We start from the raw sequence: 24,151 nt of genomic DNA, 5'->3' as shown, positions 1-24,151 counted from the left end.
CTCAGCCGCGCAGCGCGGCGGGCAGCCACAGCGACAGTGAGGGGAAGAAGGCCACGACCAGCAGCACGGCGAGCGCGGCGAACCAGAACGGCCAGATGGTGCGCATGCTCTGGCCCACGCTGATCTTGCCGATGGCCGTGCCGATGAACAGCACCGAGCCTACCGGGGGCGTGACCAGACCCAGGCCACCGGTGAGCACCAGCACCAGGCCGAAGTGGATCGGATCGATGCCGTAGGCGCGGGCCACCGGCAGGAAGATCGGCGTGCAGATCAGGATCATCGGCGCCAGGTCCATGAAGGTGCCCAGCAGCAGCAGCATCACCACGATCATCAGCAGCACCATGAACTGGCTGTGCGCGAACGACTGCAGGAACTCGACGGCGGCCGCGGGCACCTGCAGGTAGGCCAGCAGCCAGCCAAACACGGCGGCGGTGGCAATCACGAACAGGATCACGCCCGTGCTGCGCGCGGCATGGATGACGGTGTCGAAGAACTCGCGCCAGCGCAGTTGCCGGTACAGCACGGTGGTCACCAGCAAGGCGTAGACCACGGCGATGGCTGCGCTTTCCACCGCGGTGAAGATGCCGGCACGGATGCCGATGAAGATCAGCGCGACCAGGCCCAGGCCGGGCAGGGCGGAGACGATGCGCAGGGCCACGGCGCGCCAGCCGGGAAAGACCTCCACGCCATAGCCGCGGCGGCGCGCCACCGCATAGCCTGTGACCATCAGCGCCAGCGTCATCAGCAGCGCGGGGACAATGCCGGCGGCGAACAGGTCGGCGATGGACAGGCCGCCGCCGGCAGCGGCCGAGAACAGGATCAGGTTGTGCGACGGCGGCACCAGCAGCGCCACCAGCGCGGCGGTAATGCTGACGTTGACGGCGAAATCGCGGTCGTAGCCGCGCTTGACCATCTGCGGGATCATCGTGCCGCCGACTGCCGAAACGTCGGCGATGGCCGAGCCGGACACGCCGCCGAAGAACAGCGAGGACAGGATCGAGACCTGGCCGAGGCCACCGCGCAAGCGGCCAACCAGCGACGAGGCCAGGGCGATCAGGCGCTCCGAGATGCCGCCGCGCATCATGATCTCGCCCGCGAAGATGAACAACGGAATGGCGATCAGCGAGGCCGAGCCGGTACCGGCCGAGATCTGCTGCACCAGCACGATGCTGGGAATATCCAGGTAGAGCAGAGTGGCCAGCGCGGCTGCGGCCAGCGCGTAAGCCACCGGCACGCCGAGCAGCAGCAACACGGCAAACACGGAGAACAGGATGGTGATACCCATGGATCAACGATCTCCTTCAGCGTCTTCGGCGCCGGTGGCGCGGGCCTGCAGCGCGTTCCACGCACGGTTCAGCGCGAACAGCAGCATCAGCCCGCCGCCCACCGCCAGTGGCAGGTAGTTGATGCTCTGCGGCAGATCGGCGCCGGCGGTCTTGATGTCCAGGCCGTCGAGCAGCAGATCGCCCGACCAGAAGGCGATGAAGCCTCCCAGCACCGCCACAACCAGCTGCACCAGCACGTCCACCGCACGGCGCAGGCCGGGGCCCATGCAGGCATGCAGCAGGAAGAAGCCGAAGTGGCGGTTGGTATGCACACCGCAGGCGGCACCCAGGCTCATCGCCGTGGCCAGCAGCAGCAGCGTGACCGGCTCGGTCCAGCTGGGCGAATCGTTGATCACGTAGCGCGCGAACACCTGCCAGCCCTGCACCACCACCAGCCCCAGCAGGGCAGCAACGGCGCCGTAGATGGCGATGTCGGCGATGCGGTCCAGCAGGCGCTGGCCAGGCCCGGTGGCGGGCGTCGTCGTCTCGGTCATGGCAGTGTCCTCAGGCGGCGCGGATGCGGTCGACCAGCGCGGCGATCTCCGGCTGCTGCAGGTACTGCTGCAGCAGCGGCTGGGCGGCGGTGCGGAAGGCGGGCATGTCCACCTCGTTGGCTTTCACCCCATAGGCCAGCACGGCGCGGCGTGCGGCGTCCTCCGACGCATCCCACTGCTCGCGCATCACCTTCACCGATGCGCGCGCGGTCTGCAGCAGCAGCTGGCGGTCGTCGGGCGACAGGCGTTCGAAGCTGGCACGCGACATCAGCAACACGTCCGGCGCGTACGAATGGTCGCTCTGCGACCAGTAGTGCGCCGCTTCGAAATGGCGGCTGGAATGGAAGCTGCGCATGTTGTTCTCGGCGCCATCTATCATGTGGGTTTCCATGCCGGAGAACGTGTCGCCCAGCGACATCGGCGTCGGGTTGGCGCCGAGCAGGCGCATCAGCTGGATGAAGATGTCCGATGAGGCGACGCGCAGCTTCAGGCCGTGCAGGTCCTTGGGCGAAACGATGGGGTGCTTGGTGTTGTAGAAGCAGCGTGCACCGGAATCGTAGATCGCCAGGCCGACCAGGCCGCGGCCCTGGAAGCCGCGCAGCACGGCTTCGGCCACGCCGTCATCCAACGCGGCACGCTGGTGCGCCACCGACGTGAACACGTAGGGCAGGCACAGCGCCTGGGTCAGCGGAAAGGCATTGTTCAGCGCACCGGCATACACGCGGGTGATATCGATGGCACCGAAGCGCGCCATGTCGATCGCCTCGGATTCGCGGCCCAGCTGGCCGGAGTGGTACTGGCGCAGGCGCAGGCGGCCGTTGGTTTCGCGCTGCAGCGTTTCGCCGATCCACTTCACCGCGGTGACGGTAGGGTAGTCGGCCACATGCACGTCGGTGGCGGTCAACAGCGCGCCACCGGCCATATCGCTGCCCGGCCCGCGGCCACAGGCGGCGAGCATCGGGGTAACCAGGGCAGCAGCGCCACCGGCCAGGAAGTTACGTCGTGTGATCATCTGCGCCCTCCCGCGCGTGTTCACCAGGGCAGCCCCGCGGTCATCCCGCGGGCACGGCCCGGCAGGCAATGTCACCGAAGCCGGCAAAGCGCACCAGCGCCGTTTGTCCTGCCTCGATATCGTGGATGCCGGTGGCATTGCCGGTGGCGATCAGGTCGCCCTTGCGCAGCGGCCGGCCACGCAGGGCCGAACGGGACAGCGCGAAGGCATAGGCCGCCCGCAGGCCACCGGGCAGGCGGGTGGCGCCACCGGTGCCGACCACCTCACCTTCGATCAGTGTCTCGGCACGCAGCGAGTTTTCGTCGCGTCCGGTCCAGTCGACGATCTCCGGGCCCAGCACCAAGCCGTTGTTGTTGCCAAAGTCGGACACCACCACGCGCGGACCGAGTTCGTTGATGGTGGCGAGCGGACTGCTGGCCACTTCCACGCCGATATAGAGGCGCGCAGGCAGCGCTTCGGCCTGTTCCGGGGACCAGTGCAGCTGTCCGGCCGGCGCGTCCTCCAACAGCTCCAGCACGTACTCTGCTTCGACTGCGCCGAAGCCCCCGACGAAGACCGGGATGTCGCTTGTTCCACCGGTATCATTCCAGAGCTGACGTTTGAAGATCGGCCCCAGCAGGCGCTCATCGCCGGAGCCGTCGCGGCGCTCGGCAGCGATGTAACCCACCTTCCAGCCGACCACCGTATCGCTCCACAGACCGATGGCCTGGTCCTGCACGTGGTAGGCAGCCACCAGATCGCCGGGGATCTCTCCGGGGAACGCGGGCAGGGCCTTGCCTGCGCGGCGTGCATCGGTGAAGGCGCGGGCGATGGCGGCTGCACCGTCCGGCGCCGGCCTCTGCCCCTGTGTGCCGTGTTCGTTGCTCAAGAACGGTCTCCCTCTGCGTTGTTGCACTGCCCATCGACAGCGTCTGCAGGAGGTGTATATGGTAAACCGGTGTCATCACGCAAGCCGCAGCGCATCACACCCGCTTCCGGGGCGCCTGCGGCACGCTGCCCACCCTTCGCTGGAGCCCGGTCCGCCATGCGTCTGCCCCCTCTTGTGCTGTGCCTGTCCGTTCTGCTGACGGTAGCCCCGGCACGTGCCACCGACGTCCCGCTGCGCGACGGCCAGCGACTTGCCGGGGAGGTGGCGGGCGAACGCCTGCCGCTGTGGCCGGACGGCCAGGTTCCTGGCCTGAGCGCTCCGGCACGGAAGGCGCGGGTGGTTGAGCGCAGCCCCGAACCGGCCCATCCGGACCGGTTCGTGGACGGGATCGATGCGCCGTACATGATCGTGCACGCGCCGCCACGTCCGAACGGGCAGGCGGTGCTGGTCATCCCGGGCGGCGGCTACCAGCGGGTAGTGATCGACAAGGAGGACAGCGCGCTGGTACCGGACTGGGTGCAGCGGGCAGGCTTCACCCTGTTCGTGCTTCGCTATCGCCTGCCGCAGCCGGGCAGGGACCGCCAGGCGGCGCTGGCCGATGCCCAGCGTGCGCTGCGGGTCGTGCGCGACCAGGCCGCACGCCGCGGCCTGGAGGCTGACAATGTGGCGGTCATGGGCTTTTCCGCCGGCGGCCACGTGGCTGCGCGGCTGGCCACTGGCTTCGATGCGCCGGTCTATCCCGCACGCGATGCGATCGATCAACTGAGCGCGCGCCCGGCACGGGCGGTGCTGGTCTACCCGGTCATCGACATGGGCGCGCATGCGCACAGCGGTTCGCGCGGGCGATTGCTGGGCGAGCACCCTGACCCCGCATTGGCGGCCCAGTACTCGGTGCAGGAGCACGTGCGCGCGGACATGCCACCGACCATGCTGATCCATGCCAACGACGATCGCGTGGTCAGCGTGCACAACAGCGAGGCGATGGCGCAGGCGCTGGCCAGGGCGGGTGTCGAGCACGAACTGCATGTGTTCGCCCATGGTGGCCACGGCTTCGGCATGCACCTGCAGCCCGGCTCCACCCTGGCGCAGTGGCCAGCGCTGGCACAGGCATGGCTGACAGCAGGAAAGGGTGCGGAGGGCAGCCGATGACGGGAGCACCCGACGATCTGCAGCGCCGCCGTTTCCTGCGCGACAGCGCGCGCTGGGCGTTGGCCACGGCCACGCTGGTGGCACTGCCGGCAGCGGCGTTGCCCGGTGCACGCGACGAACGCTTGCCGATCGTCCGCGTGCGCGGGGGGCGCCTGCGCGGCCAGCATGAACAAGGCGTGCTGGTATTCCGCGGCGTGCGCTACGGCGCCGATACCGGCACCCATCGCTTCCAGCCACCACGCCGGGAAGCGGCATGGAACGGGATCGCCGATGCATTGGACTATGGCGCGGCCGCACCGCAGGGCGGCGCGGAAGGCCCCGGCAGCGAAGACTGCCTGTTCCTCAACGTCTGGACCCCCGCACTGGGGGATGGCGGCCGCCGCCCGGTGCTGGTCTACATACACGGGGGTGGGTTCAACAACGGCTCCGGCAGCGATCCGCTGTACGACGGCAGTGCGCTGTGCCGCCGCGGCGATGTGGTGGTGGTGACCGTCAATCATCGGCTGAACACCTTCGGTTACCTGTACCTGGGCGCACTTGGCGACGCACGCTACGCCGCGTCGGGGAATGTCGGCCAGCTCGACCTGGTACAGGCGCTGCAGTGGGTACGCGAACACGCGGCGATCTTCGGCGGTGACGCTGGAAACATCACCGTGTTCGGCCAGTCCGGGGGCGGCGCCAAGATCGCCACGCTGATGGCGATGCCGGCGGCACGCGGCCTGTTCCAGCGCGCGTGGACGATGAGCGGGCAGCAGGTCACCGCGGCCGGCCCGCGTGCCGCCGCACAGCGCGCCGCCATTGCAATGGAGGCAGTGGGTGCAAAGGACCTGTCTGCCCTGCTGCGGCTCCCGGCCGCCGATCTGCTTGCAGCCACCCGTGCCCGCGATCCATCGCGGGTGGAAAGCACATCGCTGTACTTCGGGCCGGTACTGGACGAAGTCTCCCTTCCGGTGCATCCGTTCTGGCCGCAGGCACCGCGGCAGTCGGCCAGCATTCCGATGGTGATCGGCAATACGCGCGACGAGACCCGCGCCTTCCTCGGCAACGATCCGGCCAACTTCACCTTGACCTGGGAGACGCTGCCGGCACAGCTGCAACGCCAGCAGTTCGTGGATCTGCTGCCGCAGGCGGTGATCGCCGAGTATCGGCGCCTGTACCCGCATTACACGCCTTCGGAGGTGTTCTTCGCGGCCACTACCGCAGGCCGTTCCTGGCGCGGCGCAGTGGAAGAACTGGAAGCGCGTGCGCGCCAGCCCAGTGGGGCCGCGCCCACCTGGGCCTACCAGCTGGACTGGGGCTCACCGGTGGAGCAAGGCCGGCTGCGCGCCTTCCACACGCTGGACATCCCACTGGTGTTCGACAACGCCGGCCTGCCCGGCGCACGCACCGGTGGCGGCGCGGATGCGCATACGCTGGCGGCGACAATGAGCGACGCACTGATCGCCTTCGCGCGCAACGGCGACCCCAATCATCGCGGAATGCCGCAATGGCCATCCTACGCGCTGCCCCGGCGGCAGACCATGCTGTTCGATCGCCAGAGCGGCGTGGTGGACGATCCTCGTGCCGGCGAACGTGCGCTGTACGCGAAAGTACCGTTCGTGCAGCGCGGTACGCAGTGATGACACCGCGGTGCAAACATTCTGTTAACCCCTCTCGGCTAGAGTCGGGACATGGGAACGATGTCCTTGCCACCGTCATTCACCGGCCGGGAGCGGCTGTTCGCTGCGATCGATGCCGCGGTGATGCTGGGTACGCCGGAGGCCATCACCGGTGCGCTGCAGCGGGTGCTGCGCGAGGCCATCGTCGATCCGTCCATCCAGCTGCCCCCCTGCGTGCGGCGCCCGGTCGAAGGGCATTACGCACGCCGTGAACTGCACCGCAGCCCGACCCTGGGCTACAGCGTCATCGCCATGTGCTGGGGCCCAGGCCAGGGCACGCCCCTGCATGACCACGATGCCATGTGGTGCGTGGAAGGTGTCTGGCAGGGCGAACTGATCGTCACTCCCTATGCGCTGATTGAACAGGATGGCGAACGTCATCGCTTTGCCGCCCAGCCTACGCTGTACGGCCACCGCGGTAGTGCCGGCAGCCTGATTCCGCCGCACGAGTACCACACGCTGTGCAACGCCAGCGACGCGGACGTGGCCGTGTCGCTGCACGTCTACGAGGGCGTGATGGAACGCAGCGCGGTGTTCGAGCCGTTGGATGATGGCTGGTACCAGCGCCGGATGAAGCGGCTGGAGACCGAGGCGTCCTGACCCGCGCCGGATCAAGCCGGGCGTAATGCAGGCATCATCGTGGCACGCCGACCACGTTGTTGAGCCGGGTCACTTCCTCGCCACCGTCGGCCAGCGCCACGCGCACGCGCAGGCCGCTGCGGTCGCCGGCCGGCAACGGCAACCGGACCTGCACGGTCTTCGGCTGCAGGTCACTGGGTGCGCCCAGCGCCGGCACGTCCGTGCGGGCGATCTCGCGACCGCGCGCGTCTTCCAGCATTGCTACGCCCACGCCGGTGCCGACATGGCCCAGGCTGTGCACGGTCACCTGCAGCTGGCTGCCGTCGATGCGTACGTCGCCGCGACCCACGCCCAGGTCCGGCCGTGTTTCCACCGGTGTTCCCTCGGACACGCGTTCGAACTCGAACACCTCGGTACGCCCGGGACGGAACTGCAGCGCTACCGAAGCGCTGGTTTCCAGCTGCACGCGGCGTTCGGCGGGCGTGCCGTCGATGTGGCCATCGCCATCGGCATCCACGCCGCTGCGTATCCGCCAGGTCCCGCTGGCCACGTTCCAGCCGGTCATGTCGGCGCCGATGGTGCGCGTGCCCAGGTTGTAGCTGGTAACGGTGAAACGTTCACGCGACGGCGCATGCACCAGCAGGGCGACCTGTTCGGCCGCTCCCTCGCGGTCGAAGCGCCAGCTGACGGCGTGACCGGGCCAACTCTGGTTGCGCTTCAGCGCAACGCCACCCAGGCGTGCGCGCTGCAGGAATTCACTGGGCGCTTCCACGCGGTCGGACCACCAGTGGCCCTCGGTGTTCATGTACGCGCGCTGCACTTTCGCCTGCAGGCCGTCGGCATGCAGGGCGGCGATGTATGACCTGTCGCCGCTGGCCTGCCAGGCCATCAGGCTGGCGAAGCCGGTTTTTCCCGCGTCCGCCTCGGCGCGCAGCAGCGGATACCAGTCCTGTTGCCGGCCCAGTACGTCCACGACGTTCTCGCCCAGGTTGGCCAGTGCGCCCGGGCCGCCACGAGCCACGCGGTAGTCCAGTGCCTGCAGGTACTTCGCATCGCCGCTCCAGCGCCACGCCGCCCAGAATGTGTGCATCGTGTCGCCACTGCCGGAGCCGTTGTTCAACTCGCCGCCGCGGGTGGCACCGCTGGCCCAGTTGATCTCGTTGGGCAGGGTGAAGCGTCCCTTGTCGTCCTTGCCTGCGTGGGCCAGATAGCCATCGGCCAGGCCGATCACCAGCGCGCGGCCGGTGGGATCGGCGTTGTACTGGCCCAGCAGGAACGCCGGGTGCAGCACCGGGAAAGAATACGGCTTCTGCCACTGCCAGTTCGGTTCGCGGTAGACCTTGTTGCCGCCGAACCAGTTGCTGGAAAACAGCAGGTGGCCCTGCGGGTTGCGCAGGATGATGCGCTCGTCGAAGGCCTTCACCGTTTCCATCAGGCGTTCCAGCGTCAGCGGATCGCCCCAGTTGAGGTAGAGCATGGCGCTGTTGGTGTTGATGCCTTCCTCATAGGAATGCAGCTCGTCGGTCTCGATGGTGCTCAAGCCGTTGCTGAACATGCCGTTGCGGTACACCGCATCGGACAGCGCGGTCAGCGAGGCGTTCAATCGATCCGGCTGCACACCCATCAGGGCCAGCCCCGGCCACTGCTGGGTCAGGTCGGAATCGTCGGAGATGCCACCGCCGAAATCCCCGTAGGCCACCTGCCGTTCATCGATCCACCAGTCAACGAACTGCCGCACCTGCGCCAGGTCCTGCACTTGGTTGAACGCCCACGCCGGCACGCCCCTGGGCACGGCGGGTGCCGTGTAGGGCGGTCGGCCCTGGCTGTTGTAGCTGATGTAGTTCCAGTACAGGCGGCCGAGTTCATGGTCCGGGTCCACCCGCAGCAGGTCGCTCAGGTCCGCATACACGCGCGCGTACAGTCGCTGGCGCTTGGACGTGGTGTGCTCCTCCACCAGGAAACCCCAGTTGTCGCGGACCTGGTTGAAGCGGTCGGCCACGTGCTCCCTCAGCGCGTCGGCACGCGGCTTGAACACCAGCCGGACCTGCGCACCGTCGAGGGCATCGGCATCGAAGCCCGGTGCGGCCGAGGCGATGCTCAGCCACAGGCTGTCCGGGGTGAGGATGCGATCGCGCAGGTCCAGCCACAGCGTGCGTTTCTGCCCTGGTGGCACCGACACCGATACGTCGATCATGTCGCGCGCCGGCCAGATCGGATCCTTGATGCGGATGTTCAGCGGGATCAGCCCATCGTGGGTGGGCGGCAGGTTGAGCGCGGGAAGGTCGATGGCCACGCCGTCCAGGCCGTCGTGCATGTTCTCCCAGCTGTAGGCCCAGCTGCGGATCAGCGGCTGGTTGGCGGGTGCATCGCCCACCCCGGAAGGGATCAGCACGTGCACGATGGGCCGCGGATGCGCAGGCAGGGTGCCGGCATCCCGGCGGCGGGAACCGGCGCCCTTCGGCAGCGCCATCACCGTGCTGCGTTCGGCGGCCGGGAAACGTCCATCGATGTAGCGGCGCAATGCGTCCAGGTTGGTGTAGTCGGGCAGCGCGTGGCTGTCGATGATGTAGGTCTGCTTCACCGTGCCTTCCGGCTCGCCGCCCTCGCTCACGTGGTAGGCCCAGATTTCCTGGATCGGTGTTTCCTGCTCGACGTTGCTGAAGCGCAGCACGCCGCCGCGCTGTGCGGCAATGTCGTCGACGCTGCGCACCACGCCGCGCGGGCGCGTGACCAGCACGTCGGTGGCATGTCCGGCGTCGGGCCCGTGGGAGAGGGTGCCGAAGGCCGCACCACGGATCTCCACCCGGTTCACCGTTTCGGTGGCCGGCAGGGTCAGGTCCAGGTGCTGGCCGCCTTCCACATAGGTGTTCCAGTCCGGAAGCTGGAAGTAGTCATTGCGGCCGGGCAGGCGCGAGCGGTTGTAGACGCCCGGCCAGGTGGTTTCGGCGATGCCATCGGTGGCCTTCCACATCCACGCCTTCAGGTCACGGGTGTCGGCGAGTTCGATCTTGCGGATGCGGGTGCCGCCCGCCGCCACCGCCGGGGGTGCAGCCCCTTCCCAGCCGAAGCGGTGGCGCCAGGCGCGCGTGCCATCGGCAACCCCCACGGCGCTGGCCGGTTCGCGCCCGCGAGCCAGCGCTGCCACCGCTGGCACATCCAGCATGCGGTCGTAGACCCGGATGTGCTGGAAATCGCTGCCACGCAGGAAGTTGTAGCGGCTCTGCACCTGGTACGGCGCCATCACCCGACCGGCCAGGCCAAGCTGGTCCAGCGCGGCATCGTAATCGCCGGTGGCCTGCGCGCGCGCCACTTCGCGGCCATCGATGAACAGGCGCACGCCCTGGTCCTCGTCCCAGGCAAAGGCCAGGTGCAACCACTGGTCGGGGCGCGGCAGTGCATCCATGCGGAACGACACGCGGGTGCGTGCCAGGTTGGCATCGGTGACGAAGGCATCGAAGCCATGCCCGTTCCAGTCGATGCGCAGCCAGGCCATGTCCCAGCTGCTGTGGTCGGCGTAGCCGACGCGGAAGATCACGAACGGCGCTTCACCCACCGCGTAGCGTGAACGCCAGTCGAAAGCCAGCGTGCCGCGCTGGGCCAGAATGTTGCCCGGCGCATCCCAGGCAAGCACGCCGTCGTCTTCCCATTGGATGGCCTTGCCATGCTCGCCATCGTCGACCACCGCGACCTTGTCGCGAAAGTTCGCTACGGCCTCACCGTGAGCGGTCACGGCCTGCAGGCCGTGATTGGCATCCACATGGAAGAGCAGGGTGGGGACATCGGCGGCGGCCGTCGCGGGGCCTGCAGCCAGGGCCACTGCCAGCAGCAGGCAGCGGAACACGGTCGTGCGGTGCGGCATGGAGACATTTCCTTTCAACGGGCGACGGCCGGCGGCGGGCCGCCGGACCGTAGCAAGGCCACGCCGCAGCGGCACCTTGCGGCGCAGCAGCGGTCATGGCGAACCGCGGCGCGTATCGGCACGCGCCGCCGGCGTTGCTCAGAACTTGTAGCGCACGCCCAGCAGGAACTGGCGGCCGGTTTCGGTGTACTGGAGTGGCAGGCGGCCGGTGGCGGGCGAGTACACCCATTCATCCGAGGCTTCGTTGGTCAGGTTGATGCCTTCCAGGCTCAGTTCCAGCTGGTCGCTGATCTTGTAGCGGATGGACGCATCAATGACCGTGGTGCCGGTCATGCCGTGGTAGCCGTCCAGGTTGAAGCCGGTTTCCTGACCGGGCACCTGGGTGAGGTAGTCATCGCGGTTGGTGGCGGAGACGCGGCCAGCGAAGGTCTCGCCTTCGTAGAACAGCGTTGCGTTCCATGACGACTTGGACAGGCCCAGCAGATCGTTCTTCATCACCGGCTGGCCAGCCGAGTTGATGTACTGGATCTTCGATTCGACCCAGGTGTAGTTCAGCTGCACGCCCAGGTTCGACCACTTGCCCGGCAGGAAAGTGAAGGGCTGGGTATAGTTCGCCTCGGCGCCGTACAGCTCACCGCCGGGGGTATTGACTGGCCGGGTAAAGGTGAAGTCGTCGGTGGGCGAGGCGCCGGTACCGGTCAGCAGTTCGGCAGGCAGGCCGCTGTCGGTGTACGGGCGGTTCTCGCGCAGGGTCTGCACCGAGGTCTCGATATCCTTGTAGAACAGGCCCAGGCCCGCCATCGCTCCTTCGGCGAAGTACCACTCGAAGCCCAGGTCGACATTGGTGGCGCGCGTCGGGTCCAGGTTGGGATTGCCGCTGGAGATGGTGCGCGCACCACCGGCCACGGCCACGGTTGCACCCGGCGTCAGGCTGCCCAGGCCCGGGCGGGTCATGACCTTGGCCGCACCCAGGCGGATCAGGAAATCGGGCGTGACTTCGGCCACCAGGTTGAACGAGGGCAGGGTGTCATCGTAGGTTCGGGTGGCGGTGGTGGCGGTGGTACCACTGGCCAGCGTCGACAGCCCGGTGGAGGTCTGCCTGGTGCGCACGTAGCGCACGCCGAAGTTGCCCGACAGCGGCAGCGAGCCGATTTCGGTGCTGAACTCGCCCATCAGGTAGGCACCACGGTCCTTCTCTTCCACGCTGCGCACGTTGTTGGCGCGCGGCGCGACGGCATAGATGCCGCTGTTGCTGTAGATGTCGAACTGGTCGGCGATTGCATCCAGGTTCGGCACCACCCAGTTGGACGGATTGCCATTGATGCCCTTCAGGCCGGCCTGGTTGATCATGTCCACGGGCACGATCCTGCTGCCGCTGGCGAAGGTCGGCACGGCCAGTTCGCTGGCACGGCGCAGTTCGGTGGTCTTGAACGTGTAGTCCTTGGCCAGCACGCCGCCCTTCAGGCGGAAGCCGGGGCTGATGTTCCAGTTGAAGTCGATCTGGCCGGTATCGAAGTCGTTGTCCACGTACTGCGGGCGCAGGCGGATTTCCGCCAGTTCCCAACCGTTGGGGTCGGTCGGGTCGATGCCGTAGTTGAGGATCGGGAAGCGGCTGTTGCCACGGTAGTCGTAGCTGTAGCCCTTGACGTCGTACTTGTCCATGATGACTGTGGTCTGCACCGGGTTCTCGTGCCTGGAGCGCGAGATGCCCAGCTTGCCGGACACGGTGAAGTCGTCGCCGAAACGGTGCTGGCCGTTCAGGCTGATCTGCTTGAACTCGGTGCTCCACTCGTCGTGGCGGTTCTCGGTACGGATGTCGACGTTGTCGAATTCACCGTACAGCAGCGCGCCGTTGCGGATCTCGCCGTTCCTGACGATGGTGCTCGGCTTGCCGACCAGGCGCGGGGTGCTGCTGCTGCCACGGCTGAAGGAAATCGCTTCGATGTACCGCTCGTCGCGGGTGGCATCGATCTTCGAGTACAGCATGTCCAGCGATATTTCACTGGCGTCGCTCGGCTTCCACTGCAGCGAGCCGGTCACGCCCAGGCGCTTCTGCTCGTGTTCCATCTGCACGTAGCGCGGGAAGCGCGGGTGGAATACATCGGCGGCGCGTGCGGCGGCGAACGGCGATGACGCAGCGAAGTTGCCATTGCTCGGGCCGTTGGCCCAGCGGCCGGTGTTGGAGCCTTCCTCCAGCGCCTGGCGCTCGGAGTAGGCCACCGACAGGAGGGCGCCGAAGGTACCATCAGCGAAGGTGTTGGAGACCAGCGCGGCCAGCCGCGGGTCGGCCTTTTCGGCCATCTGGTTGTAGCCGGCCTGGCCGCTTGCGGCGAAGGTGAAGCCGTCGTAGTCGAACGGGCGCGCGGTGCGCAGGTCGACCGTGGCACCCAGCGAGCCTTCCTCGACGTCGGCCGAGGCGGTCTTGCGCACCACCAGCTGCGAGAACAGGTCCGAGGCAAACACGTTGAAGTCGAAACCGCGGCCGCGGTTGGTACCGCCGCTCTGGTCACCGGCGCCGACGGTGGTCAGCGCTTCCATCCCATTGATGCGCACGCGGGTGAAATCCGGGCCCAGGCCGCGCACCGAGATGTTGCGGCCTTCGCCGGCTTCGCGTGTGATCACCACGCCCGGAATGCGCTGCAGCGATTCGGCCAGATTGAGGTCGGGAAACTTGCCGATGTCTTCGGCGACGATGGCATCGACCACGCCGGCCTCGCCGCGCTTGATGTCCAGCGCCTTTTCGACACTGGCGCGATAGCCTGTGACGTTCACCGTGTCCAGGTCGGTAGCGGTCTGCTGCTGGGCGGCCGCGCTGGTGGACAGGGCGAGTCCCACCCCCAGGGCCAGCAAGGTAACCGGTGTCTTTTTTCCATGGATCCGAGATTGCATGCCTTTCCCCTCTCCCAAAGGTCTGGTATCGCAGCTGCGCGGCGAAATGACACCGCTAGTCAAAACCGACGTTAGCAGCACCACCGGGATCGGGCATCTTGCACCGCAACAGATTTGCAATGTCTCCAAGACGCTTGCAGGACAAAGGTTTCGACATAGTGCCCAAGCGCCCTCAAGGCGTCTTCGGTCTAGAATGACACCGCTAGCCAATCGCCACGCCCTCGCGTGGTCCACTTACACGCCATGCAGTGTCCCATGCTGGTGGCACGCGTGAAGGAGCTGAGATGGGTCGTATCGTGTGCTTTGGAGAGTTGTTGCTGCGCTTGGGTGCCCCCGGCAACGAACTGCTGCTGCAGTCGCCGCAGCTTCAGGTTCATGTGGGAGGGGCCGAAGCCAACGTGGGTGTCTCGCTGTCCCGGCTTGGACATCAGGTTGCCATGATCAGCACCGTGGCCGGCAATCCGCTGGGGGCGCATGTACTGGGTGAACTGCGGCGGCACGGCGTGGATACGCGCGGTGTGCGCGAGGACGCCGAGGGCCGCATGGGCCTGTACTTCCTCACCACCGGCGCGGTACAGCGCGCGAGCGAAGTGGTCTACGACCGCGCGGATTCGGCGTTCGCGCGCAGCACTGCAGCCGACTACGACTGGCCAGCGCTGTTGCAGGACGCGCAGTGGCTGCACGTCTCCGGTGTCAGCCCGGCGTTGGGCCCGCACGTGGCGGCGGCCACGCTGACGGCGGCGCGCGCGGCAAGGCAGGCCGGTGTCCGCGTCTCCTTCGACGGCAATTTCCGGCCCCGCCTCTGGCAGCGCTGGGGAGGCGATGCGCAGGCGGTATTGCGCGAACTGTTCGCGCAGGCCGACATCGTGTTCGCCGACCACCGCGACATGGAGGTCGTACTGGGCACCCGCTTCACGCAGCCGGACCTGATGGAGCGGATCGACGCGGCCGCTGCCGCCGCTTTCAGTGCCTTTCCGCAACTGCAGTGGATGGCCTGCACGCAGCGGCAGGTGCTGAGCGTGGACCACCATGCGCTGGGCGCTGTGTTGCTGGGTTGCGACGGAACGCGCGCACAGGCCCCACTGCGTCATCTGCAGGGCATCGTCGACCGCATCGGTGGCGGTGATGCCTTCGCGGCCGGCATCCTGCATGGCATCCTGTCCGGCCTTGATGCCGACGCCACCGTGCGGTTCGGCCTGGCCGCCGGGGCGCTGAAGCACTCCATCCCCGGCGATTTCAATCCTGTCAGCGAAGCTGACGTGCTGGCCCTGATGGGCGAGGAGCGATTCGATGTCCGCCGCTGATCCGCGCGTACGCGCAGTCTTGAAGCTGGCACCGGTGATCCCGGTGTACACCCCCGAAGATGTGAACGAAGCGGTCAACGTGGCCCAGGCGCTGTTCCGTGGCGGCCTGCCGGTGATCGAAGTGACCCTGCGCACGCCGCAGGCGCTGGATGCGATCAAGGCGATGGTCGAGGCCGTGCCCGATGCGGTCATCGGCGCGGGCACCGTGCTCAACGCCACGCAGATGCAGGCGGCGAAGCAGGCCGGCGCGCGTTTCGCGGTGTCCCCCGGCGCCACGCCGGCGCTGTATGCGGCCGCGCGCGATGCCGACCTGCCATACCTGCCTGGTGCCGCCACCGCCTCGGACCTGATCCTGGGCCTGGAGCATGGCCACGACACCTTCAAGTTCTTCCCGGCGGTGCAGGCCGGTGGCGCTGCACTGCTGGCGGCCTGGCACGGTCCGTTCGCCGACGTGCGCTTCTGCCCGACCGGCGGCATCAGCGCGCAGACCGCGCCGCAGTTCCTGCACCTGCCCAACGTGCTGTGCGTGGGTGGCTCGTGGTTGACCACGCCGGCGCTGCTGCAGACCCGCGACTGGGAGGCCATCGAGCGCCTCGCCCGCGAGGCCTCGGTGCTGGCCAGCTGAACCCGGCGCACGGATCTTCAAAGGTTTGATCGTGATCAAAGCGCCGGCCTCGAGCCGGCGTCATTCTGTGGGCAAGCGCACTACGGAGATCCGAACATGAATTCGACCATGAAGGCTGCTGTCGTGCGTGAGTTCGGCAAGCCACTGGTGATCGAGGAAGTCTCGGTACCACGCCCGGGGGCGGGTGAGGTACTGGTCAAGATCGAGGCCTGTGGCGTCTGCCACACCGACCTGCACGCCGCCGAGGGCGACTGGCCGGTGAAACCGAACCCGCCGTTCATCCCCGGTCACGAGGGCGTGGGGCACGTCGTGGCCGTGGGTGGCGGGGTCGGGCACGTCAAGGAAGGCGACAGGGTCGGCATCCCCTGGTTGTACTCGGCGTGTGGCCATTGCGAACACTGCCTGGGCGGCTGGGAAACGCTGTGCGAGACGCAGCGCAACACCGGCTACTCGGTCAACGGCGGCTTCGCCGAGTACGCACTGGCCGATGCCAACTATGTCGGCCTGCTTCCGAAGGACGTGGGCTTCGTCGAGATCGCACCGGTGCTGTGCGCCGGCGTGACCGTCTACAAGGGCCTGAAGGTCACCGACACCAAACCGGGTGACTGGGTGGTGATTTCCGGCATCGGTGGCCTGGGCCACATGGCCGTGCAGTACGCCCGCGCAATGGGCCTGAACGTGGCGGCGGTGGATGTGGACGACAGCAAGCTGGCGCTGGCCCGGCAGCTGGGTGCGCAGGTTACCGTCAACGCGCGCACCACCGATCCGGCCGCATTCCTGAAGAAGGAAATTGGCGGCGCACACGGTGCCCTGGTCACCGCGGTGTCGCCGAAGGCGTTCGAACAGGCACTGGGCATGGTCCGCCGTGGCGGCACCGTCTCGCTCAACGGCCTGCCGCCGGGCAACTTCCCGCTGGACATCTTCGGCATGGTGCTCAACGGCATCACCGTGCGTGGCTCGATCGTCGGCACCCGGCTGGACCTGCAGGAGTCGCTGCAGTTCGCCGCCGAAGGCAAGGTCGCCGCCACGGTCAGCACCGATCGCCTGGAGAACATCAACGACGTGTTCGCACGCATGCACGCCGGCACCATTGAAGGCCGCGTGGTACTCGACTTCGCAGCCTGACCACCTGTGCATGGCCGTCGTCGCTCCGTCCCCCTCTCCCACGGACGCGGCGGCCATGCCGATTCATCGATAGTGCCGGCCGCTGGCCGGCAGCCCTGGCGCGCCGTGGCAGCCGTACAATGCGCGCATGCCCGGCCTGCTCAAGACCCTGTTCCTGTCCATCGTCGCCCTGATCGGCGGCGTGCTGTCGCTCGCCCTGGTCAGCAGCGTTGCCAGCTGGCTGCCGCCGCTGCTGGGAATGCCGCCGCACAACAACAGCGTGCAACTGGGCTGGGATCTGGCCTTCAGCGTACTCGGTGGCATCGCCGGCATTTCCTTCGCCACCTACTACGCACCGTGCTGGCCGCGTTCGCACGGCTTTTCGATCTGGACGCTGATCGCGCTGGGCTGCGGTTATGCCATGTGGACGGTGGGTGCGGATTTCCCGCTGTGGTTCGTCATTTCGCTGCTGGCGTCGCTGCCGGTGCAGCTGCTGGTTGGCTGGTGGTTCGGCCGTCGCGCCTCGCGGGACGCAACGTAGCGCCGCATCTGTAGAGCCGAGCCCATGCTCGGCTTTCATGCACATCGACACAGGCAGCCGAGCATGGGCTCGGCTCTACAGGTCCATGCGCGGCAGCGCCTGCTTCAGCCGCTCGATGCCCTGCCAAGGGTCACCCTTCAATCGCTTCGCCCGCGCCAGGGCCTTGGCCATCGGAAACGCGTCGGCCGCGCTGATACGCGCCAGTTCCTCCCAGCGCAGCGGCACCGCCACGCCGGCATTGTCACGCGCACGCAGCGACCACGAACACACGCTGGTGGCGCCGCGCGTGTTGCGCAGCCAGTCAATGAAGATGACGCCGCCACGCTTGGCCTTGCTCATCGTCGCCACGTAGCGGTCCGGTTGTTCCAGCGCCATGGCCTGCGCAAAGGCCTCGCAGAACGCCTTGGCCTGTTCCCAGTCCGCCTTCGGCTGCAGCGGCACGACCACATGCACGCCCTTGCCGCCGGACAGCCGCACGAAGCTCTTCAGCCCGACATTCAACAGCCGGTCACGCACGGCGCGTGCGCCTGCTTTCACCTGCGTCCAGCCCACGCCTTCGCCCGGGTCAAGATCGAACACCAGCCGGTCCGGATGCTCGGGATCGGCCACGGTCGCACCCCACGGATGCAGCTCCAGGGTGTTCATCTGTACCAGTTGCAGCAGGCCCCGCACATCGTCGATATAGACATAGTCCTCGCGGCCACTCTTCTGCTGCAGCGGTACCGCATGCACCGCATCGCCCAAGCCGGGGCCATGGTGCTTCTGGAAGAAGCAGGCCTTGCCCACGCCGTCCGGGCAGCGCAGCAGTGACAACGGCCGCCCGGCAATTTCGGGCAGGATCCAGCGGGCCATGCGCTGGTAGTAGTCCGCCACGTCGCCCTTGCTGAGCTTCTGCCTTGGGAACACCACACGCTCTGGATGAGTGATCTTGACCTCGCTCCCGGCTTCAGCACTCGATGCGGCCACTCCCAGGTCCTCCTTCTGCTTGTCGCTGCGCAGCCGCTTGAAGCTGGCCTGGCGCAGCAGGCCTTCCTTGCCCCAGCCACGAAAGGCCACCTCGGCCACCGTCACCGGTTTCACCCAGCGCACGCTGGCAGCGCGGAAGGGGACATGCGCGGGCAGTTCCAGCACCGGCGTCTTCACCGCCAGTGGCTGCAGTGCCTTGAGCAGCGCGCGCAGGCTCTGATCGTCGAAACCCGTACCGACGCGGCCCACATAGCGCAGGCCCTCCTTGCCCGGCGCCGCCAGCAGCAGCGAGCCGAACCCCACCCGTGAGCCCTTGGGTGCGGTATGGCCGACAATCACGAACTCGTCGGTGTCCTCGTGCTTCACCTTCACCCAGCTGCGCGCACGCGCGTTGACGTACGGCGCATCCACCTGCTTGCTGATGATGCCCTCGAAGCCAGCATCGCCACTGGCATCGAACACCTGCGGGCCATGGTCGATCACGTGCTCGCTGAAGGCCAGGGTGCCCGGCGCGGGCCCGATGAGTGCTTTCAGCAGCGCCTTGCGTTCCAGCAACGGCACGCGACTGATGTCGACCCCCGCAACACCTGGCAGATCGAACACGATGTAGCGCAGCGGTTGCTTCGAGCTGCCATCGATCACCCGCTGCAGCGCGGCGAAGTCACTGCGTCCACCCGGGTCCAGCACTACCAGCTCGCCATCCAGGCGCGCGTCTCGCACCGGGAGCGCCTGCACGGCCTGTACCACCTCGGGAAAATCGTCGGTCCAGTCCAGACCATTGCGTGAGCGCAGTTTCACCTCACCGTCGTGCAGATCGGCCAACAGACGATAGCCGTCCCACTTGATCTCGTGCAGCCAGCGATCGCCGTCCGGCGCAGCGTCGCGATGGTCGGTCAGCTGTGGCTTGAAGTCGTGGGGGTAGGGCCTTGCGCGAGCGCCCTCCAGTTGCAGTGCGCGGGCATGCCAACGGCCATCGGCCTTACGCGTACGCGCGGCAGGCGCAGCCCGCACCGCCGTCCTCGCCGAGCGCGTTCCAGCCGCAGGTGCCCGCTTCGGCACCGGGGCCTCCAGCAGATCATCCGCCTCCGCATCGCGTGCTTCATCGTCATCGCGCTTGATCAGCAGCCACTGCACCTGGCGGCCCTTCAACGCCGTTCGCACCAGCTTCCAGCCACCGGCCAGGCGCTGCCCGTGCAGCACGAAGTCGATCTTTCCAGCCGCCAGCGCCCGCAGTGGATCGCCTGCGCAGGCCCAGGTGCCGTGATCGAACACCTCCACGTGGCCAGCACCATAGTGGCCTTCAGGGATGTCTCCTTCGAATCCGGCGTAGGACAGTGGATGGTCTTCCACTTCGACGGCCAGCCGCTTCTCACCGACGCGCAGCGAAGGCCCCTTCGGCACGGCCCAGCTCTTCAGTACGCCGTCCATTTCAAGGCGGAAGTCGTAGTGACGCGAACTGGCATGGTGCAGCTGGATGACGAAGATCGGCCGCCGCTTCGGGTCAACGCGCTCAGGTGTTTCGTCGGGCTCCGGCGTCTGCCCTGCACCGCCGCCGAGCCGGCGCTTGCGCCGGTACTGGTGCAGCGACATGGCTCAACCTGCCTTGCGCCGGGGTGCGGACTTCTTTGCAGCTTTCTTCGTTGTCTTCTTTGCGGCCTTCTTTGCTGTCGACTTTGCGGCTGCCTTGCGCGTCGCGGCCTTCTTCGCCGGCGTGCGCTTGTTCGCATCCAGGCTCTTCTGCAGCAGTGCCATGAAATCGACCACATTGGTACTGGCATCCTCACGCGGCGCCGGCTCATCCTCCACCCGGGTGGTGCCGCCCTTGGACTTGATGCGCTTGTTCAGCACCTGCTGCAGGCGCTCGCGGAATTCATCGTGGTACTGCGACGGATCCCAGTCGCCGGCCATCGACTCGATCAGCTGTTCGGCCATCGCCGTTTCCTTGCTGGTGATGCGGTAGTCGGACAGCTTGCCGGTGGGCAGCTTGTAGTCCTCAGGATCCACCAGTTCCTGCGGATAGCGCAGGATCATCAGCACCAGCGCGTCCTCATGCGGCATCACCGCGCACAGGTATTCACGCGTGCGCACCACCACCCGCGCGATGCCCACCTTGCCGGTGCTGCGCAGCGTTTCGCGCAGCAGCACATAGCCCTTCTCGGCCTTCTTGCCGGGTACCAGCAGGTACGGCTTCTCGTAGTAGCGCGGGTCGATCTGCGCCGCATCCACGAACGATTCCACTTCCACCGCTTCGTGGCTTTCCGGCGCGGCCGAGCGGATATCACCTTCCTCCAGCACAACGTAACTGCCCTTGTCGTACTCGTAGGCTTTGACGATGTCTTTCCAGGGCACTTCCTCGCCGGTATCGGCGTTGACGCGCTCGAAGCGGATCGGTTTGCGATCGCGCGAATCGAGCATGCGGAACTGCAGATCGACTTTTCGTTCGCCGGACATCAGCGACACCGGCACGTTGAGCAGGCCGAACGACAGCGTACCGGTCCAGATGGGGCGGGCCATGGGGACACCTGTGACGGGGCAGGGACGCCCAGCTTCAATCCGGCGGTGTAAATCAGCCGTGTCGGTGCCGTGCAGGTGGGTTCTACGCAGATGCGGTAGTGCCGGCCGCTGGCCGGCAACCACAGGACATCCCAGCGCGCATACCGAACCTCTGCACTACTGCAGCAGCGGCCTCACCGCCGCAGCCGGAATGTGGTCCAGCGCGCGCCAGGCATCCTCCACCACCGGCCGCGCCTGCGACCAGCCCAGCCGTGACTGGCCGCGCATCTGTTCCCAGTGCTCGGCCAGTTCCTCGCAGGTATCGGCCGCATCACCACGCGGCCAGTCGGCGGCGTGGGTGGTCAACGCGAAGGCATACACTGGGCACAGATCGCGCCAGTTGCGGTGGTTCTGGCCGCGGCGCTCCTCGTAGTCGCTGAGCATGTATTGCAGGTAGTCCTGCGCCACCGCCTGCGGGTCTTCCTGGCGGCGTGCCCGGCGCTGCGCGGTGCGCTGGCCAAGCGGGTCGAGCAGGGCGTTGAACACGGACGGTGCGGCTCGTTCAAGACGGGGCATGGCCGGCTCCTGCAGTGGGGCGGGTGGGCAGGAATACGCGCGGTGCCGTTACCGGGGGGTGAGCGAGATGTTCATGACGCCAGGTTCGCAGCGGCTTTACCTGCCCGGCGCTGTAGTGGAACCCCCAAGCGCAGGTAGCCAGACCATGAGCCGAGAAACCTCCCGCGACCCGCTGCGCGCAAACCACCCGCCGATTCCCGGCGAGCAGCGCGGCAAGCACGACGCCGACACTGCCGACTACCGCGGCACGGGTGCGCCCTTCTTCGACGCCGCCGAGGGTGGCGAGCACCTGCCGGTGAAGCATCAGGCTGAACAGGCGGCCCAGGACCGCAAGGACGGCGGCGACCGTCATCGCGGCGGCCAGGAAAGCCCGCTCCGGCGCCGTGAGCGCAAGCAGCATGCCAGTGACAACCAGGATGAGGCGCTGGAGGAGACGTTCCCGGCCAGCGACCCCACCTCGCCGTTCGTGCCGGCCAAGGCCCCCGACTGACCGGTCGTGCCGCCTGCTGGCCGGCAGCCTTCTGGCGTCCTGCACGAAGCGATGCCGGCCAGCGGCCGGCACTACTCCTTCAGCGCCACGACCACTGCAGCCCGACGCTGGCCCGCCGTCCCGGCCCCGGCTCGTAGTAACGGCCATTGCCGTCGTTGACGATCACCGAGCCGATGTAGGCCTGGTCCAGCACGTTCTCCAGCCGCGCGAACGCGCGCAGTTCCCCGCCCGGCAGCGTCCAGCGGCGCCCACCTTCCAAGTGCAGCAAGGCAAAGCCCGGCGCGCGCTCGGTGGCCACATCGTTGACCACGGTATCGCTGCTGGCGATGGCCTCCAGCGCCCACTGCCAGTCGGCCGGCGTCCACTGCAGCCGGGCAAAGCCCTGCTGGCGGGGCACGCCGGGGAGGCGGCTGCCCGCAGCCACCGTGTTGTTCGCGGTCAGGTAGGGCGAGCGCACCTGCGCCTGCAGCCAGGTCCAGGCCAGCTGCAGTTCCAGCTGCTCGGCCAGCGGCTGGCGGTACTGCAGTTCCACGCCCTGGCGGCGGGTGCGGCCGATGTTGCGGTAGGTGCTGCGGCCGCCGATGTTGCTGGCAACGGCCAGCTCGTCGTCGGTATCTGCACGGAACACGCTGACATCCAGCTGGGTTCCGTCCTGCGCGTGCCATTTGCTGCCGGCCTCCACGCTGTGGCTGCGGGCGGCGGCCAGATCCAGCGCCAGCCCGGCCTGGCCGTCGGCGCGATAGCCCAGTTCGTTGAAGGTGGGGGTCTCGAAGCCACGACCTACAGCGGCGTGCAGCCGCCACTGCGGGCTCGCCTCGAAGCTGATGCCCGCCACCGGCGTGGTGGCCTGGTAGCGGCGGTGGCCACTGTCGTCCGGGTTGCGGCCGGTGATGTAGCGGTCATCCGATTCGAATCGCACGGTACTGTGGCGCACGCCCGCCAGCAGCGACCAGCGCGGGCTCCACTGCCACCATGCCTGCGCGAACTGATCCACGTTCTGCACGGTATCGATCTGGTCGCGGCGCAGGCCTCCACGCACGCCCAGCGTGCTGCCCACGAAGTTCTCGTAGCCGGTGCGATGCTGGCGCTGGCGGTCGGCGCTGAGCCCGGCCACCAGGTCCAGCGGGCGACCGGCAAGATCACCGTGCCAGCCCCAGCGCGCATCCAGCCCACCGTAGCCGGCGTCCAGGTCGATCACGCCACCGGCGTGCAGCGGGTTGGCCTGCGCGCCCGGCGGGATCGGCAGGTACTGGCTCACCGTGCGCTGGCCGGCATAGCCCATCACCTGCCAGCGCTGCGTGCCGGTTTCGCGGCTCCAGCGCAGGCCGGCCTGCTGCTGCCGCACCGATTTGCGGGTGTTGTACTGGTGCGCGACGGCGGTGGCCTGGCGCGGGTCGGCCGCCACCTGGGCGCGGGTCAGCCCCAGCGGGTCCTGCGCGTCCGGGGCATCCAGTGCATTGAGCAGCAGCTCGAGCCGGCCACCGCCCAGCTCGCCGCCGATGCGCGCATTGAGCGATTCACGGCGCGCACGGCTGTGGTCGCGCCAGCCATCGGTACGGAAGTGGTTCGCGGCAATGTTGTAGTCCAGCGCACGGCCTGCACCCTTCAGTTGCGCTCCGATGCTGAGCGTAGTGTCGGCACCGGCGTTGAGCCGCAGCCGCCACGGATCATCGGCCTGGCCCTGTGCACTCCACACCTGCAGCACGCCCCCGGAGGAATTGCCGTACAGCGCGGAGAACGGCCCGCGCAGCACCTCGATACGCTCGGCGCCCAGCAGGCTGGCGTGCGACAGCTGGCCTTGGCCATCGGGCATGGTGGCGGGCACTCCATCGACCAGCACCCGCACTCCACGCACGCCGAAGGTGGAGCGCGCGCCGAAGCCGCGGATCGACAGCTGGGTGTCCTGGGCGAAGTTCTGCCGGTCGCGCGCCAGCAGCCCCGGCACCCCGGCCAGTGCCTCCGGCAGCTGGGCATTGGCCCCGGCGCGTCCGGCATCGATCCAGACCGTATCCTGGCTGGCCGGCAACGCGAACGGGTCGATGCCGGGCACGCGTGCGGCCTGCACCTGCACGGCGGGCAGGGCCGTAGCAGGCGGTTCGGCCAGCGCCGGCCAGGGCCACAGCAGCACGGCGATCAGCGGCAGGGAGGGACGACGCGCGGCAGGATTCATGATTCAGGTTGATGGATCGGGCGGCAACGCACGCCATGGTACGGGGCCG

General features: G+C 67.8%; 18 protein-coding genes. 8 read left to right on the top strand and 10 right to left on the bottom strand.

Translation table 11 applies throughout. The features are described from left to right. Nucleotide 1: 1 nt before the first annotated feature. The 4 genes from ARC23_RS15585 to ARC23_RS15570 are packed head-to-tail and all read right to left on the bottom strand — an operon-like array spanning nucleotide 2 to nucleotide 3,699. Nucleotides 2–1,285 carry a TRAP transporter large permease gene (locus ARC23_RS15585; RefSeq protein ID WP_005421133.1) on the bottom strand — a complete coding sequence of 428 codons (1,284 nt, stop codon included), beginning with the start codon at nucleotides 1,283–1,285 and terminating at the stop codon, nucleotides 2–4. A 3-nt stretch (nucleotides 1,286–1,288) separates the two neighbouring features. After that, nucleotides 1,289–1,819, bottom strand: a complete 531-nt coding sequence (locus tag ARC23_RS15580) for a TRAP transporter small permease (protein ID WP_005421135.1) — start codon at nucleotides 1,817–1,819, stop codon at nucleotides 1,289–1,291. A gap of 10 nt (nucleotides 1,820–1,829) precedes the next feature. Then, the gene (locus ARC23_RS15575; RefSeq protein WP_057498040.1) at nucleotides 1,830–2,831 is read right to left on the bottom strand and encodes a TRAP transporter substrate-binding protein; all 1,002 of its coding nucleotides are present in this window, start codon (nucleotides 2,829–2,831) and stop codon (nucleotides 1,830–1,832) included. Nucleotides 2,832–2,871: 40 nt separating this feature from the next. Beyond that, nucleotides 2,872–3,699, bottom strand: coding sequence for a 2-keto-4-pentenoate hydratase (locus ARC23_RS15570; protein WP_057498039.1), 828 nt, complete (start codon nucleotides 3,697–3,699; stop codon nucleotides 2,872–2,874). A 174-nt stretch (nucleotides 3,700–3,873) separates the two neighbouring features. Here ARC23_RS15570 and ARC23_RS15565 point away from each other — a divergent pair, with 174 nt between their 5' ends. Genes ARC23_RS15565 through ARC23_RS15555 form a run of 3 tightly spaced genes read left to right on the top strand, consistent with a single transcriptional unit; the run spans nucleotide 3,874 to nucleotide 7,106 of the window. Continuing rightward, the gene (locus ARC23_RS15565) at nucleotides 3,874–4,848 is read left to right on the top strand and encodes an alpha/beta hydrolase (protein ID WP_057498038.1); all 975 of its coding nucleotides are present in this window, start codon (nucleotides 3,874–3,876) and stop codon (nucleotides 4,846–4,848) included. After that, a complete protein-coding gene (locus ARC23_RS15560; RefSeq protein ID WP_057498037.1) occupies nucleotides 4,845–6,467 on the top strand; it encodes a carboxylesterase/lipase family protein in 1,623 nt (540 codons plus the stop codon). The genes ARC23_RS15565 and ARC23_RS15560 overlap by 4 nt, the downstream gene beginning before the upstream one ends. 51 nt (nucleotides 6,468–6,518) lie before the next feature. Then, nucleotides 6,519–7,106: a cysteine dioxygenase family protein gene (locus ARC23_RS15555; RefSeq protein WP_005421147.1), complete on the top strand. Its 588-nt coding sequence runs from the start codon at nucleotides 6,519–6,521 to the stop codon at nucleotides 7,104–7,106. 34 nt (nucleotides 7,107–7,140) lie between these two features. Here the strand turns inward: ARC23_RS15555 and ARC23_RS15550 are convergent, their stop codons facing one another. Both ARC23_RS15550 and ARC23_RS15545 read right to left on the bottom strand, forming a co-directional pair. Then, nucleotides 7,141–10,944 (bottom strand): LamG-like jellyroll fold domain-containing protein, encoded by a 3,804-nt coding sequence (locus tag ARC23_RS15550; protein ID WP_057498036.1) that lies wholly within the window; start codon nucleotides 10,942–10,944, stop codon nucleotides 7,141–7,143. 138 nt (nucleotides 10,945–11,082) lie between these two features. Then, nucleotides 11,083–13,833, bottom strand: coding sequence for a TonB-dependent receptor (locus ARC23_RS15545; protein ID WP_057498035.1), 2,751 nt, complete (start codon nucleotides 13,831–13,833; stop codon nucleotides 11,083–11,085). A 284-nt stretch (nucleotides 13,834–14,117) separates the two neighbouring features. On the opposite strand from ARC23_RS15545, the gene ARC23_RS15540 reads away from it, so the two are divergent. The 4 genes from ARC23_RS15540 to ARC23_RS15525 all read left to right on the top strand — a co-directional run bounded on the left by ARC23_RS15540 (nucleotide 14,118) and on the right by ARC23_RS15525 (nucleotide 17,407). Continuing rightward, nucleotides 14,118–15,137, top strand: coding sequence for a sugar kinase (locus ARC23_RS15540; protein WP_080393095.1), 1,020 nt, complete (start codon nucleotides 14,118–14,120; stop codon nucleotides 15,135–15,137). Next, entirely contained in the window at nucleotides 15,124–15,762 is a 639-nt protein-coding gene (gene eda / locus ARC23_RS15535; protein WP_057498034.1) for a bifunctional 4-hydroxy-2-oxoglutarate aldolase/2-dehydro-3-deoxy-phosphogluconate aldolase, read from the top strand. Before ARC23_RS15540 ends, eda begins: the two co-directional genes overlap by 14 nt. Before the next feature lie 96 nt (nucleotides 15,763–15,858). Beyond that, on the top strand, nucleotides 15,859–16,887 hold the full coding sequence (gene adhP / locus ARC23_RS15530; protein WP_057498033.1) for an alcohol dehydrogenase AdhP: 1,029 nt from the start codon (nucleotides 15,859–15,861) through the stop codon (nucleotides 16,885–16,887). A gap of 127 nt (nucleotides 16,888–17,014) precedes the next feature. Continuing rightward, nucleotides 17,015–17,407, top strand: coding sequence for a hypothetical protein (locus tag ARC23_RS15525; protein WP_057498032.1), 393 nt, complete (start codon nucleotides 17,015–17,017; stop codon nucleotides 17,405–17,407). Nucleotides 17,408–17,482: 75 nt separating this feature from the next. Here ARC23_RS15525 and ligD read toward each other — a convergent pair whose 3' ends face one another. From ligD to ARC23_RS15510, 3 genes are all read right to left on the bottom strand, one after another. Then, nucleotides 17,483–19,963: a DNA ligase D gene (gene ligD, locus ARC23_RS15520; RefSeq protein WP_057498031.1), complete on the bottom strand. Its 2,481-nt coding sequence runs from the start codon at nucleotides 19,961–19,963 to the stop codon at nucleotides 17,483–17,485. A 3-nt stretch (nucleotides 19,964–19,966) separates the two neighbouring features. Continuing rightward, complete coding sequence (gene ku / locus ARC23_RS15515) at nucleotides 19,967–20,887, bottom strand: non-homologous end joining protein Ku (protein ID WP_057498030.1); 921 nt, start codon at nucleotides 20,885–20,887, stop codon at nucleotides 19,967–19,969. Nucleotides 20,888–21,043: 156 nt separating this feature from the next. Further along, a complete protein-coding gene (locus ARC23_RS15510; RefSeq protein ID WP_057498029.1) occupies nucleotides 21,044–21,442 on the bottom strand; it encodes a hypothetical protein in 399 nt (132 codons plus the stop codon). 145 nt (nucleotides 21,443–21,587) lie between these two features. Here ARC23_RS15510 and ARC23_RS15505 point away from each other — a divergent pair, with 145 nt between their 5' ends. Next, a complete protein-coding gene (locus ARC23_RS15505) occupies nucleotides 21,588–21,932 on the top strand; it encodes a hypothetical protein (protein WP_057498028.1) in 345 nt (114 codons plus the stop codon). Between the two features lie 79 nt (nucleotides 21,933–22,011). On the opposite strand, the gene ARC23_RS15500 is transcribed toward ARC23_RS15505, so the two are convergent. Beyond that, nucleotides 22,012–24,102, bottom strand: coding sequence for a TonB-dependent receptor family protein (locus ARC23_RS15500; RefSeq protein ID WP_057498027.1), 2,091 nt, complete (start codon nucleotides 24,100–24,102; stop codon nucleotides 22,012–22,014). Between the last annotated feature and the right edge of the window lie 49 nt (nucleotides 24,103–24,151).

Source organism: Stenotrophomonas beteli, from assembly GCF_001431665.1.
In the GTDB taxonomy this organism is placed as follows: domain Bacteria; phylum Pseudomonadota; class Gammaproteobacteria; order Xanthomonadales; family Xanthomonadaceae; genus Stenotrophomonas; species Stenotrophomonas beteli.
This window is presented reverse-complemented; position numbering and strand designations above follow the sequence as displayed.

Excerpts from the sequence above, each read along its gene's own strand:
- ARC23_RS15585 (WP_005421133.1), bottom strand. The coding sequence starts at position 1,285 with ATGGGTATCACCATCCTGTTCTCCGTGTTTGCCGTGTTGCTGCTGCTC.
- ARC23_RS15580 (WP_005421135.1), bottom strand. The coding sequence starts at position 1,819 with ATGACCGAGACGACGACGCCCGCCACCGGGCCTGGCCAGCGCCTGCTG.
- ARC23_RS15575 (WP_057498040.1), bottom strand. The coding sequence starts at position 2,831 with ATGATCACACGACGTAACTTCCTGGCCGGTGGCGCTGCTGCCCTGGTT.
- ARC23_RS15560 (WP_057498037.1), top strand. The coding sequence starts at position 4,845 with ATGACGGGAGCACCCGACGATCTGCAGCGCCGCCGTTTCCTGCGCGAC.
- ARC23_RS15555 (WP_005421147.1), top strand. The coding sequence starts at position 6,519 with ATGGGAACGATGTCCTTGCCACCGTCATTCACCGGCCGGGAGCGGCTG.
- ARC23_RS15550 (WP_057498036.1), bottom strand. The coding sequence starts at position 10,944 with ATGCCGCACCGCACGACCGTGTTCCGCTGCCTGCTGCTGGCAGTGGCC.
- ARC23_RS15545 (WP_057498035.1), bottom strand. The coding sequence starts at position 13,833 with ATGCAATCTCGGATCCATGGAAAAAAGACACCGGTTACCTTGCTGGCC.
- ARC23_RS15540 (WP_080393095.1), top strand. The coding sequence starts at position 14,118 with ATGGGTCGTATCGTGTGCTTTGGAGAGTTGTTGCTGCGCTTGGGTGCC.
- eda (WP_057498034.1), top strand. The coding sequence starts at position 15,124 with ATGTCCGCCGCTGATCCGCGCGTACGCGCAGTCTTGAAGCTGGCACCG.
- adhP (WP_057498033.1), top strand. The coding sequence starts at position 15,859 with ATGAATTCGACCATGAAGGCTGCTGTCGTGCGTGAGTTCGGCAAGCCA.
- ARC23_RS15525 (WP_057498032.1), top strand. The coding sequence starts at position 17,015 with ATGCCCGGCCTGCTCAAGACCCTGTTCCTGTCCATCGTCGCCCTGATC.
- ligD (WP_057498031.1), bottom strand. The coding sequence starts at position 19,963 with ATGTCGCTGCACCAGTACCGGCGCAAGCGCCGGCTCGGCGGCGGTGCA.
- ku (WP_057498030.1), bottom strand. The coding sequence starts at position 20,887 with ATGGCCCGCCCCATCTGGACCGGTACGCTGTCGTTCGGCCTGCTCAAC.
- ARC23_RS15510 (WP_057498029.1), bottom strand. The coding sequence starts at position 21,442 with ATGCCCCGTCTTGAACGAGCCGCACCGTCCGTGTTCAACGCCCTGCTC.
- ARC23_RS15505 (WP_057498028.1), top strand. The coding sequence starts at position 21,588 with ATGAGCCGAGAAACCTCCCGCGACCCGCTGCGCGCAAACCACCCGCCG.
- ARC23_RS15500 (WP_057498027.1), bottom strand. The coding sequence starts at position 24,102 with ATGAATCCTGCCGCGCGTCGTCCCTCCCTGCCGCTGATCGCCGTGCTG.